Origin of the sequence: Flavobacterium crocinum (assembly GCF_003122385.1) — a bacterium.
GTDB classification, from domain to species: domain Bacteria; phylum Bacteroidota; class Bacteroidia; order Flavobacteriales; family Flavobacteriaceae; genus Flavobacterium; species Flavobacterium crocinum.
This window is the reverse complement of record NZ_CP029255.1, coordinates 5,395,162-5,407,439: the sequence shown is the minus strand read 5'-3', so window position 1 is coordinate 5,407,439 and position 12,278 is coordinate 5,395,162. Positions and strand designations below refer to the sequence as shown.

11 protein-coding genes are annotated in these 12,278 nt (G+C 34.0%); 2 read left to right on the top strand and 9 right to left on the bottom strand.

All coding sequences use genetic code 11. The features are described 5' to 3' along the window. Positions 1–47: 47 nt before the first annotated feature. The 3 genes from HYN56_RS22845 to truA all read right to left on the bottom strand — a co-directional run bounded on the left by HYN56_RS22845 (position 48) and on the right by truA (position 4,282). Positions 48–1,625, bottom strand: a complete 1,578-nt coding sequence (locus tag HYN56_RS22845; protein WP_109194312.1) for a histidine kinase — start codon at positions 1,623–1,625, stop codon at positions 48–50. A gap of 16 nt (positions 1,626–1,641) precedes the next feature. Further along, positions 1,642–3,396: an ABC transporter ATP-binding protein gene (locus tag HYN56_RS22840; protein WP_109194311.1), complete on the bottom strand. Its 1,755-nt coding sequence runs from the start codon at positions 3,394–3,396 to the stop codon at positions 1,642–1,644. A 151-nt stretch (positions 3,397–3,547) separates the two neighbouring features. After that, complete coding sequence (truA, locus tag HYN56_RS22835) at positions 3,548–4,282, bottom strand: tRNA pseudouridine(38-40) synthase TruA (protein WP_109194310.1); 735 nt, start codon at positions 4,280–4,282, stop codon at positions 3,548–3,550. 380 nt (positions 4,283–4,662) lie between these two features. On the opposite strand from truA, the gene HYN56_RS22830 reads away from it, so the two are divergent. Continuing rightward, the gene (locus tag HYN56_RS22830; protein ID WP_109194309.1) at positions 4,663–5,157 is read left to right on the top strand and encodes a metallophosphoesterase family protein; all 495 of its coding nucleotides are present in this window, start codon (positions 4,663–4,665) and stop codon (positions 5,155–5,157) included. A 1-nt stretch (position 5,158) separates the two neighbouring features. Here HYN56_RS22830 and HYN56_RS22825 read toward each other — a convergent pair whose 3' ends face one another. From HYN56_RS22825 to HYN56_RS22815, 3 genes are all read right to left on the bottom strand, one after another. Further along, the gene (locus tag HYN56_RS22825) at positions 5,159–6,007 is read right to left on the bottom strand and encodes a sensor histidine kinase (RefSeq protein WP_240622619.1); all 849 of its coding nucleotides are present in this window, start codon (positions 6,005–6,007) and stop codon (positions 5,159–5,161) included. Positions 6,008–6,090: 83 nt separating this feature from the next. Further along, positions 6,091–6,750, bottom strand: coding sequence for a response regulator transcription factor (locus HYN56_RS22820; RefSeq protein ID WP_109194307.1), 660 nt, complete (start codon positions 6,748–6,750; stop codon positions 6,091–6,093). A gap of 121 nt (positions 6,751–6,871) precedes the next feature. Further along, positions 6,872–7,282 carry a DUF4293 domain-containing protein gene (locus tag HYN56_RS22815; RefSeq protein WP_109194306.1) on the bottom strand — a complete coding sequence of 137 codons (411 nt, stop codon included), beginning with the start codon at positions 7,280–7,282 and terminating at the stop codon, positions 6,872–6,874. A gap of 183 nt (positions 7,283–7,465) precedes the next feature. Here HYN56_RS22815 and rho point away from each other — a divergent pair, with 183 nt between their 5' ends. Then, on the top strand, positions 7,466–9,271 hold the full coding sequence (rho, locus tag HYN56_RS22810; RefSeq protein WP_109194305.1) for a transcription termination factor Rho: 1,806 nt from the start codon (positions 7,466–7,468) through the stop codon (positions 9,269–9,271). Positions 9,272–9,433: 162 nt separating this feature from the next. Here rho and HYN56_RS22805 read toward each other — a convergent pair whose 3' ends face one another. The 3 genes from HYN56_RS22805 to HYN56_RS22795 are packed head-to-tail and all read right to left on the bottom strand — an operon-like array spanning position 9,434 to position 12,248. Then, a complete protein-coding gene (locus tag HYN56_RS22805; protein WP_109194304.1) occupies positions 9,434–10,450 on the bottom strand; it encodes a M28 family peptidase in 1,017 nt (338 codons plus the stop codon). A gap of 10 nt (positions 10,451–10,460) precedes the next feature. Continuing rightward, the gene (locus HYN56_RS22800) at positions 10,461–11,432 is read right to left on the bottom strand and encodes a DUF3667 domain-containing protein (protein WP_109194303.1); all 972 of its coding nucleotides are present in this window, start codon (positions 11,430–11,432) and stop codon (positions 10,461–10,463) included. 42 nt (positions 11,433–11,474) lie between these two features. Beyond that, entirely contained in the window at positions 11,475–12,248 is a 774-nt protein-coding gene (locus HYN56_RS22795; RefSeq protein ID WP_109194302.1) for a dienelactone hydrolase family protein, read from the bottom strand. Between the last annotated feature and the right edge of the window lie 30 nt (positions 12,249–12,278).

Sequence of the window (12,278 nt, the reverse complement as noted above, 5' to 3'; positions counted from 1 at the left end):
TTTATTTTAGTGCAGCAAAAAAAAAAAAGGGAGTGAATGGATTTTTTTCAGGAGTGAATGGATAGTAATGGAAGGATACAAACAAAATAGCCATCTTTTTCTGATGTCTTAAATTCGTTTTTTGAATAATAATGGTAAATGCTTTGGAGATAATTTAATCCAAATTTGGTGCTCGGTTCAGCATTCAGTTTCTTTTGAAGATTGTTGCTGATAATTACCTGATCTGCTTTAATCAGGATTTTTGTAGTAAGTGGATTTTCCTGTGTAGCCGAGTTGTGCTTAATAGCATTTTCGACTACAACCTGAAAAGCAAGATAGGGGATATGTTTGTTTAATGCCGATTCGTCTTCGATTTCTATTGAAAAGAATAACTCTTCCTTAAAACGAGTCTGCTGTAAAAAGATGTATTTTTCAATAAATAGTAATTCATCCTTTAAAGGAACAATGTTCTTTTCCGGCGGATCAATTAAATAACGATAAATACGGGAAAGGTTCAGCGTAAATTTTTGTGCTGTTTTAATATCACTTCCAATTAACATATAAAGTGAATTGAGCGAATTGAACAGGAAATGCGGATTAATCTGCTCCTTCAATTGCTGTAACTGAATTAACGCTTTCTCTTTGATTATTTTTTCATTCTCTACAAGAAGTTTGTTTTTCTCTTTAATTACAATTCCCTTTTCTCTGTACGCACGTCTGTTGGCATAAGAGAAAAGATAAAAAATCAAAAGAAGCATTACTGTCGTAATCGAATAAATCCAGGTCGAATACTTTTTAATCAAAGCAACATTTTCATCCGAGACCATTTTCGGAACGTTAACGCACACAAACCAGTTAGAATGTTTGATGTCCAGTTTTTTGGTAAAACGAATGACATCTACTTTCAAAAATTCAGATAGTGTTGTTCTTTTAGCAAAATCTTTTTTCTTACTGTAAATAGTATCAGAAGGATTGAAGGCCGAAATCTTAAAAATATTTTTTCCAAGAAAAGTAATTTCCGGATGGTAAACGCAGGTTCCGTTATTATCAAAAACAAAAGCGTAATTGGTAGCTGTTTTCGTTTTATCTATTTTAGAAATATAACTATGAAGCAGTCTCAGATTAATATCATAACCGTATTTTACAGTCATATTATTTTCTGAAACTAATTTGAAATAAATACGCCAAACCCATTCTTTTCCCTGCGGAAGAATTACGCTGAGATGTTCCGCATTTTTGTTTTGAAGAAGAAATGTTTTTACATCATTTTTAATTTCACCCGAAATAGCATTGTTACCAAAATGAATATCATTTTCATTAATTTGAAACCAATTATTGACCACGAGTTTATTATTCGCCTGCAACGAAGACAAAAGCTGTAAATTATTGTCAAGGTTGGCAGAACTGCTTATTTTTAAAACATGTTCAATTCTTTTTTCCTGCTCCCAAAACTTGGTAAGTTCCTCAGACATGAATTCCTGCTTTTTAAGGAAGTTACGCATCGCTATATCATCATTCGATTTTTCGGTCAGGTCTGTAATCAGATTACTTAGAATGTAAACCGACAAAACCGTAACCAGAATAGATACAATAACGTAAATTACAAAAGCACGTCTTGAAGTAATATTTTTTAATCTAAATTTCAAAGAATACCATCATGACTTAGTTCGCCACGGCGAACTGAGAGTCATATAAATTTTTATAGTAACCATCAGTTTTAGTTAATAATTCATGATGCGTTCCCTGTTCAACAATCAATCCCTTATCCATCACCACAATTTTATCTGCATTTACAATTGTTGCTAATCGATGTGCTATAATAATAGAAGTTCTTCCTTTTGTAATCGTTTCTGTCGCACGCTGAATCATTTCTTCTGAATACGTATCAATAGAAGAAGTAGCCTCATCCAAAATCAAAATACTTGGATTACTCACGTACGAACGTAAAAATGCAATCAGCTGGCGTTGTCCGGATGATAACATAACACCGCGCTCTTTTACATCAAAATCGTAATTATTTGGCAGGTTCATAATAAAATCATGAACACCAATTTTCTTTGCCGCATCAATTACCATGTCTCGGGTAATTTCCGGATTGTGCAAAGTAATATTATTGTAAATCGTATCGGCAAACAAAAACACATCTTGTAAAACCACAGCGATTTGTTTTCTCAAAGAAGCCAAAGTATAGTTTTCGATATTTTCTCCATCAATACAAATCGTTCCGCTGTTGATTTCGTAAAAACGATTCAGCAGATTAATAATCGTAGATTTTCCCGCGCCTGTAGAACCTACAATCGCCACAGTCTGTCCTGCCGAAACCGACAAATCAATTCCCTTGATAACTTCTTCTTCGGGAATATAACTAAAACGAACTTGCTTAAATTCGATGCTTCCGTTAAAAACTGGCGCTTCAATTTTACCCGTATCCTGAATATGATCCTGCGTATCAATAATATCAAAAACACGATTGGCTGCAATCATTCCCAACTGCATTTCATTGAATTTATCCGCAATTTGTCTCAACGGGTTAAATAACATTCCAATGAACATCGTATACGAAAACAAATCTCCAAAAGTGGTAAAATGATCTCCGTTCAAAATTCTGAAACCGCCATAAACCACAACCAATCCCAAAGTAATCGATGAAATAATATCCGCAATTGGAAAGAAAATAGAGTTATACAAAATCGTCTTAATCCAGGCCACTCTGTGTTTGTTGTTGATGTCTTTAAAATTTTCAGCTTCGATTTTTTCACGGTTAAAAAGCTGTACGATTTTCATTCCTGTCACACGTTCCTGAACAAAAGAGTTCATATTGGCAATTTGCGTTCGAACTTCCTCAAAAGCCACCTGCATTTTACGTTGAAAAATTCTCGTAATGTAAACCAAAATAGGCATCGCAACGATTACAATCCAGGTTAGTTTCCAGTTCATATAAAACATGAAAATCAGCACCACGACCATTTTCATCAAATCGCTTATAATCATAAACAATCCCTGACTGAAAATACGGGCAATTGATTCAATATCCGAAACAGCTCGTGTAACCAACTGTCCAACCGGAACCAAATCGAAATATTTCATTCTAAAACTCAGTATGTGTTTAAAAAGTTTTGTCCTGATGTCTTTTACAATATCCTGCCCGAGCCAGTTGGCCCAATACACAAAATAAAATTGAGAGAAAACCTCCATCAATAAAACTGCGCCCATCAAAATAATGTACAACAATAATCCCATTTTATCATGGGTTTTGATGTAGCCATCAACGGTTTCCTTAAGTAAATAGGGACGGAGTGCGGCAAAAATAGAAAGCGAAACGGCAAAAATAATTACGCCGTAATAACGCCATTTATAAGGCCTTGTATATTTTAAAATTCGTTTAAATAATCCTGTGTCGAATGCTTTTGCTTTCATTTATTTTTAGGAGCTGTTTCCTGCTTTCCGTTACAAGTTTTTCTCAAAAATAGGTTTTTGTATTATTTTTATAAAGCTTCCGTTGGTCGCTCCATAAAAATTACAAAAACAATATTTTTTTCAAAAAAGCTTTTCACTTCAATCAGGGCTATTAAATGTAATCGTAATCAATTTTGGTTAAATATAAACCATGTGCCGGAACCGAAAATCCCGCTTTTTCTCTGCTTTTACTGGCGATAATGTTTTCAAAATCTTCCAGCGTAATTTTGTGCAACCCTATATTAATTAAAGTCCCCACAATGGCCCGAACCATATTCCTCAAAAACCGATTGGCCGAAATGGTAAAAATCAGTTTTCCTTCTTCCTGTTTCCAAAATGCCTCAAAAATCGTGCAGTCATAAGTGTTCACATCCGTATTGGTTTTCGAAAAACACTGAAAATCGGTATGTTTCAATAATAACTGTGCTGCTTCGTTCATTAAACTCACATCTAATTTTTGAGTCACATACCAGCTCAATTCCTGCAAAAACGGATTTTTAACGGTATTGATATGATATTCATACGTTCGTTTTGTAGCATCAAATCGGCAATGCGCGTCATCATGAAGCGGAATAATATTAAAAATGGCAATATCTTTTGGTAAAAAAGAATTCAGTTTATGAACCAACATAGGAACATCCAAAGTTTTTTCAGTATCAAAATGCCCAAACATTTCTGTTGCATGTACACCAGTATCGGTTCTTCCGGCACCCATAATACTTATAGGTTCATTCAATAAAACCGAAAAAGCCTTATTTAAAGTTTCCTGAACAGAAGAGGCGTTGGGCTGTATCTGCCAGCCATGATAATGTGTTCCGTTATAAGCAAATTGAATAAAATATCTCACTTTAGAGGTTCAAAGGTTCAGAGTTGCAAAGGTACGAAAAAAAGTTGCTAAGGTTCTAAGATACTAAGACGCTAAGTTTTTTCTTTTTTTGTGACAAAGAGACAAAGTTGCAAAGAGACAAAGGTTTTCCAGTCTGTATATCTGTAGAGACGCACCGCAGTGCGTCTAACGTCAGATTGGAGATGGTCTAGAGAAACGAATGTTTTAAAAAATTTAATCATGAATATCTGTAGAGACGCACTGCAGTGCGTCTAACGCCAGATTGGAAAATTGGAAAATAATGAATTTTAAAACGACACGAAACACGCACTGCGGTGCGTCTCTACAAAAAAACCTTTGTATCTTTGTATCTTTGAACCTTTGCACTTTTTTGAAAAAAAATGAAAAAAATCCTCCTGCTCTCGGATACTCACAGCCATATAGATGATACGATTCTAAAATATGTAAATCAGGCCGATGAAGTTTGGCATGCTGGTGATATTGGAGATTTGGTTGTAACCGATACAATTAAAAAGCTAAAACCGTTAAGAGCAGTTTACGGAAATATTGACGATGCGAAAGCAAGAATGGAATTTCCTTTAAATAACAGGTTTTCTTGCGAAAATGTTTCAGTTTGGATTACTCATATCGGAGGTTATCCGGGAAAATACAACCCAGTTATTAAGGAAGAAATGGCTCAGAATCCGCCGAAAATTTTTATCTGCGGACATTCTCATATTTTAAAAGTGATGTTTGACAAAAAGAATAATCTTTTGCACATGAATCCGGGAGCTGCCGGAAAAAGTGGTTTTCACAAAGTTAGAACAATGCTTCGATTTGTAATTGACGACGATAAAATTAAAGATTTGGAAATAATCGAAATTGGCGCAAAATAATTTAATGAGGGAGTGGAATCTCGATCTTGATTTTGGTGCCTTTATTTTCTTTTGAAATAATAGTCAGACGCCCTCTGTATTTCTTGATACGTGCCCTGATTCGGTTTAATCCAAAACCTTCCGCTTCTTTTAGTTTTTGGGTTCTAAAACCAATTCCGTCATCATGAACTGATAATATTAATTCATCGTTTTTTTCTAATAAATCAATTTTGGCTTTAGTTGCTCCGCTATGTTTTATAATGTTGTTGAATAATTCGCTGACAATGAAATAGATTTTCATTTCAAACTTATCAGTATATCTTTTACTGGTAGGAATAGAACTTGAGAATTCAAAATCTATAGCAGAATTAGAATGTTTTTCACATAAATCTTCGAGAGCGTAAATTAATCCGAAACGAACCAGAAGAGTAGGGACAAGATCGTGAGACATATCTCTTAAAAGTTCATGGGCTTCAGATAAAATAGCTTTTGCTTTTTGTATTTCATCAGATTGTATATCATGTTGTGCTGTAAAAGTATTCAAATGCAGTCCAACCGATGATAAGAGCGAATTGATATTGTCATGAAGAAAGGAAGCGATTTTTTTTCGCTCTATTTCCTGAGTATCAATACCCGAATTAATGATATTTAAAAGGATTTTTTGTTTGGTATCCTTTCTTTTTATCTTTTGTTTTAACTTGTTGTTTTGGTACAAAAAATACAATAAAAGAAATATAATAATGATAAGCAGAATAGATAAACTAACGATTTTTTTGTTTCTTGATTGTTCTGATTTTTTAATTTGACCGGGAGCTGTTTCGCTTATGATCTCGGTTTCAGAAGTAATAAGATTACCAGTTGTGTTTGCCATATTTTGAGAAAGAAAAGTTCCCTTAACAGCGATACATAAAAGTAATGATATAAGAAAGTTGAAACCCGGCATAAAGTTTATTTCTATGGATTAATCAAATTGTTTTTCAACGCATATTTTACTAAACCGATCGTGCTTTTTATGTTTAGTTTTTTCATGATATTTTTGCGATGTGTCTCCACAGTATGCGAACTGATAAAAAGCTTCTCGCTAATTTCTTTTCCACTGTATTCTAAAGCAATCAAAATAATAATCTCAATTTCACGCGGACTTAAAATGGGGTTTTCAATAACGGCATTTTGATTCAGTTTTGGATTGTCTTTAAAAGTATTAAAAATCTTTTCTCTAATAGCATCGCTAAAATATTCCTGTCCCTGATAAACAGCTTCAACCGCTTCAATAATGTTTTCGCCGGCGCAATTTTTGGTCAGATAGCCTTTTGCACCCAGTTTCATGACTTCTTTTATAATTTTTAAATCATCATAGCTGGATAAAATAATGACTTTGCAGCCAGCTTGTTTTTCGTTGAATTCTTTTAAAGTTTCGATGCCGTCCTTTTTAGGCATGCTGATATCTAAAATCAAAATGTCGGCTTCATCAGCAAGGACATCATGGTAAACGGTTGTACCGTCCAGCGAACTTCCAACCACTTCAAAGTTAGAAACTGTCTTTAATAAGTTGGAGAGACCATCAATTAAAACCTGATGGTCATCTGCAAGATGAATTTTTATTGGAGATGTCATTTAAGAAACTGTTAATTGGTAAAATTATGAAAATTATCTTACATTAATTTCTTTTTGAATCAAAAAAAACCCGAATATAAAATTCGGGTTCTTCTTCGCGCAATAAACTAAGTTTATAGGTTTATCTCAAACGATCTACAGATTTTACAAGATCTTCGTCCTTTTTGATGGCCTTATTAGCTAAAACTAATAACACGATAGCAACAATAGGAAGAAACATCCCAATACCTTTCTCAGAAACTTCCGCTTCTCCAGATAAATTTAGTGATCGGTAAACAAATAATCCTAATAAAATTAAATTTAATATGATGTTTAGTCTGTTTAATACAAACTGATTTTGTCTCTTTTTAAATGAAATTATACTAATTATAGTAAGCATTGTTGTCAAGCCTAATAAAATAGTATAAAGTTGATCCTGCATAAAATAAAACGGCTTTCCTGCACTTGTTGTCCAAAGCGGCAAGAAAAGCATTAAAACGCCTGTCGCAACAAAAGCCAGAAATAAATATACAGTTTGAATTCTTTGTATCATGATCTAAAAATGTTTTACAAAAATATATTTTCTTTTTTTAAAATACTATTGTATGATAAAATTTTATTCGTATTATTGCATCATAATACCGTAAGCACTTCATACTGCGGTCAATTCAAATTTATTATCTACCTATTCTTTTTACAGTATTTCCTTTAAAATAATTAAACTCATAGAACATTCATGTTTGATATTTCTGCATTAAAAGAAATGAAGCTTGCTGAGCTTCAAGAAATAGCTAAGTTAGCTAAAACAATAAAGATTAATGGTGTCAAAAAAGAGACTTTAATTAGTCAGATTTTAGCACATCAGGAAACATCTCTTGCTCAGACAGAAGCTCCAAAAAATGAGGCAGCAGCAGAAACAAAAGAAGAGAAACCAAAGCGTACCAGAATTGCTCCTGCTAAAACCAAAGCAGCAAATGCCAAAAATACTCCCGTTTTAGAATTTGATAAAGTAGAGGAAACTGTTCAAAAAAACGATACTGTCGAAACAATTCAGCCAATAGCAGAAACTGCGGCTCCGGAAGTACAGGAAGAAAAAACGCCAGTATCAAAAAAAGAGCCTAAAATTATAAAATTCAATAAGTCGGCTTACGAGAAAAAAGTAGCTCTTAAAAAAGAAAAAGAAACTGTACAGGAAGTTACAACAGAAGTGCCTTCAGAACCAGTTGCTTCTGAAACAACAGCAGAAACAGCTGAAAAAACTCCGGTAATTGCTCCTGCAAAAAAGATTAATCCGAATCAAAATAAAAATCAAAATCAAAACCCGAATCAAAGCGGGAATGGCAATGGAAACGGAAACCACAATAACCAAAATCCTAATCATAAAAATAAAAAGAATACTAATAATTTCAGAGATTCGGATTTCGAATTTGACGGGATTATAGAAAGTGAAGGCGTTCTTGAAATGATGCCGGACGGTTACGGATTTTTACGTTCATCAGATTATAATTATTTAGCTTCTCCGGATGATATTTATTTATCAACTTCACAAATCAGATTATTTGGTTTAAAAACCGGAGATACAGTAAAAGGAGTGGTTCGCCCTCCAAAAGAAGGAGAGAAATTTTTCCCTTTAGTTCGTGTGTTAAAAATCAACGGACACGATCCGCAAGTGGTTCGTGACAGAGTTTCTTTCGAACATTTAACACCGGTTTTCCCTTCAGAAAAATTCAAAATTGCCGAAAAAGGCAGTTCTATTTCAACCCGAATTATAGATTTGTTTTCACCAATAGGTAAAGGTCAGCGTGGTATGATCGTTGCACAGCCTAAAACGGGTAAAACAATGCTTCTTAAAGATATAGCCAACGCAATTGCGGCCAACCATCCAGAAGTTTATTTAATTGTACTTCTTATTGACGAACGTCCGGAAGAGGTTACTGACATGCAAAGAAGTGTAAGAGGAGAGGTTATCGCTTCGACTTTTGACAGAGAGCCACAAGAGCACGTGAAAATTGCAAACATCGTTTTAGAAAAAGCAAAACGTTTAGTAGAATGTGGTCATGATGTTGTAATTCTTTTAGATTCTATCACGCGTTTAGCGAGAGCTTACAACACGGTACAGCCTGCATCAGGAAAAGTATTAAGTGGAGGTGTTGATGCTAATGCATTACAAAAGCCAAAACGTTTCTTTGGAGCAGCCAGAAATGTAGAAAATGGAGGATCTTTAAGTATTATCGCAACTGCATTAACAGAAACTGGTTCTAAAATGGACGAAGTGATCTTCGAAGAATTTAAAGGAACCGGTAACATGGAACTTCAATTAGATCGTAAGATAGCTAATAAACGTATTTTCCCTGCAATCGATCTTACATCTTCAAGTACACGTCGTGATGATTTGTTATTAGACGAAAAAACACTTCAAAGAATGTGGATCATGCGTAAATACTTGTCAGATATGAATCCTGTAGAATCTATGGATTTCGTAAATGACCGTTTCAAGAAAACAAAAAATAACGAAGAGTTTTTGATTTCGATGAATGACTAGAAAGAGTTGCAAAGGTTCAAAGTTGCAAAGGTACAGAGGTTTTATTCTAAGACTTTAAACTAAAATATATAAACAAAAAAAGGATAAGCTTAGCTTATCCTTTTTTTGTTTATAGTCAAAGTTTTGAAACCTCTGTACCTTTGCAACTTTGAGACTTTGCAACTATTTTTTATCCACCACCGGTCTGTTTTCTCTATTAGCCAAATCCCAGGCCAAAACGAAAGCCAGTTTTGTTCTTTTAGTTAAAGCGTCGTATTCGATTTTTTCCGGAGTATCGTCTTTTCCGTGATAGTCTTCGTGAACGCCGTTGAAAAAGAAGATAGATGGAATACCATGTTTAGCGAAGTTATAGTGGTCAGAACGCTCGTAAAAATGGTTTGGATCTTTAGGATCATTAAATTTAAAATCTAAGTCCATTTTGATGTATTTTTCGTTTTGAGCCACAACTGCATTGTGCAAGTCAGATGATAATCTGTCTGCCCCAATTACATATACATAATTATTAGTGTTGGCGTGTTCTACATCACGACGACCAATCATATCAATATTGATATCGGCGATAGTGTTTGCAATTGGAAACAAAGGATTTTCAGAATAAAAACGAGATCCGTGTAAACCGTGTTCTTCGCCAGTTACATGAAGAAAAAGTATAGAACGTTTTGGTCCGCGTCCTTGTTTTTTAGCTTTAGCAAAAGCTTTAGCCATTTCCATAACCGCAACAGTTCCGGAACCATCATCATCAGCTCCGTTATAAACTTCGCCATCTTTAATTCCAACATGATCATAATGTGCCGAAATAACCAGAATTTCATTTGGTTTTTCAGAACCTTCAATATAAGCCCAGATATTCTCAGAATCAGGTAAATTTTCGTTTCTTCTTGCGTTTAAGAAAGCAGCCGGAATATGCTGATAATAATCAGATGCTCCTTTTGGAAAAGAGATGCCGCTTTTTTTGTATTGTTCAATCATGTAAAGACCTGCTTTTTTCTGTCCTGGGGAACCTGTTTCACGGCCTTCCATTTCATCTGAAGCAATTGTATAAAGCATTTTCTTTAAATCTTTTTCGCTGATTGCTTTAACATATTTAGTAGGATCTGAATTGTCTTTGGATGCAGTGGTCTGCGCAGTCTTGCATGAATATGCTGAGGCGATTAATAATAAAAGGAGTAGTTTTTTCATTTCCTAATAGTTAGTGTAAATTAATAAATGTGTAAAGAACGTATAAAGTCAGTAAAAATAGAATAAAAAGGGAATTGATTATAAAAAGAAAGAAACTTTTTACAAAAGACACGATTCTGGATTCTCCATAAAAGCGATGATGCGCCGGATAAAAATAATAACACATCCAGATTGTTCCTGCAAACGTTGTTAATCCTGAGATGTAAGACAATGGACTATCTTCTCCAAAAAGGCCAATTAAACGGTCTATAATAAACATAATGAGAAAAATGAGCAGCAGGAAAGAGAAATAATGGAGCGTAAAAATTCCGTGATCAAAATAATACCATTTCTTTTTGTTGTGAAAAAGCCATAAGAAAAAGGCGAAAAATGGCATGATAATAAAGAGAATTTTCGGAAGATTATGAAAGAAAGCTTCTATAAATTTTACATAAATCTCTTTTTTAGTATATTTCTCAGTAACATGACTTGCTTTTTCAACAAACCAATAAGAGCTGGCATTAAGCTTTTCTTCTTCTTTTCCGTATTTCTGAACAGAATCAATTTTCTTCATGTTCAAAAAATGAAAGTATTTCTTGTCTTCCTTTTTAATATTGAGGTCTTTAGTAGCTTTAGCGATTTCTTTATTTAATTCCTTTTCACTTTTATCAATATCTCCGTTGATTTTACTCGGAAACATAGAAATCAGTAAAAAAGTAATAAAACTGATGAAAATATACAATCGAACAGGTGCTAAATAAGAAAGACGTTTTCCGGAAAGATACTCTTTTGTAAGAGTCGAAGGCTTAAAAAGCAGGTTTTTAATGGTTTTCCAGAAAGCATTTTCATAATGCGTTAAATCTTCAAAAAAGTGAACAAATAAATGATGAAAAGTTTTTCGGCTGTCGCTGTTTTCCTGGCCGCAGTTAGGACAGAATTTTTGCTCTACAACATGCCTGCAATTCAAACAGGTTTTATCTTCTCTGATTTTACTATGTGACATTGGTTATTTAGTTGATTTGTTTTTGGTAGGGATTAAGTGGTATTATTTCTTTAAAACTTCATTCAGGAAAAGCTGTAAATGATCAAAAGAGCGTTTTGCCGCAACTGCATTATAAGCTGCGCCTTTAGAATTATCATTTCCGGCTTCCGGATTGGTAAAAGAGTGAACAGAATTGGAATAATATATCATTTCCCAGTCTGCTTTAGAATCACGCATTTCCTGCTGGAATGAAGTAATTTCTTCTTTTGGAACAAATGGATCATCTGCTCCGTGACAAACTAAAACTTTTGCGTTGATCGTTTCTGTTTTTCTGCTGGCATCTTTACCTAAACCACCATGAAATGAAGCAATACCTTTTAGATTTAAATGTCCTCTCGCTGCTTCTAAAACTCCGGTTCCTCCAAAGCAGTAACCAATAGCTACTATATTATCAGCATTTGCACCGGATTTAATTAATTCCTGCAATGCAGTATTGATTCTTTTTTGATAAGCTTCATAATTCGTTTTATAGAAACCGGCTTGTTTTCCGGCTTCACCGGTATTTTTAGGATAGTTTCCTTCTCCGTAAATATCTGCGATAAAAACGTGATAGCCTAGTTTTGATAATTCTTCTGCAATTCCTTTAGAAGCGTTGTCAATTCCAAGCCATGCCGGTAAAAGAAGAATTCCCGGATTGTTAGCACTTTTTTTAGCCGATTTTATAAATAAACCATTCAATTGCTGGTTTCCCTCTGAGTATTTTACAGGTTTTAATTGCGCATTCATAAGATTGGAAAATAAGATTGCACTGAATAAAATTAGTACTGAATTTTTCATATTTCTACAATTTTTAACAAATATCAGAAA

Bases quoted from the DNA above. Each gene is read 5' to 3' on its own strand.
- HYN56_RS22840 (WP_109194311.1), bottom strand. From the start codon at position 3,396: ATGAAAGCAAAAGCATTCGACACAGGATTATTTAAACGAATTTTAAAA.
- HYN56_RS22830 (WP_109194309.1), top strand. From the start codon at position 4,663: ATGAAAAAAATCCTCCTGCTCTCGGATACTCACAGCCATATAGATGAT.
- HYN56_RS22825 (WP_240622619.1), bottom strand. From the start codon at position 6,007: ATGGCAAACACAACTGGTAATCTTATTACTTCTGAAACCGAGATCATA.
- HYN56_RS22820 (WP_109194307.1), bottom strand. From the start codon at position 6,750: ATGACATCTCCAATAAAAATTCATCTTGCAGATGACCATCAGGTTTTA.
- HYN56_RS22815 (WP_109194306.1), bottom strand. From the start codon at position 7,282: ATGATACAAAGAATTCAAACTGTATATTTATTTCTGGCTTTTGTTGCG.
- rho (WP_109194305.1), top strand. From the start codon at position 7,466: ATGTTTGATATTTCTGCATTAAAAGAAATGAAGCTTGCTGAGCTTCAA.
- HYN56_RS22805 (WP_109194304.1), bottom strand. From the start codon at position 10,450: ATGAAAAAACTACTCCTTTTATTATTAATCGCCTCAGCATATTCATGC.
- HYN56_RS22800 (WP_109194303.1), bottom strand. From the start codon at position 11,432: ATGTCACATAGTAAAATCAGAGAAGATAAAACCTGTTTGAATTGCAGG.
- HYN56_RS22795 (WP_109194302.1), bottom strand. From the start codon at position 12,248: ATGAAAAATTCAGTACTAATTTTATTCAGTGCAATCTTATTTTCCAAT.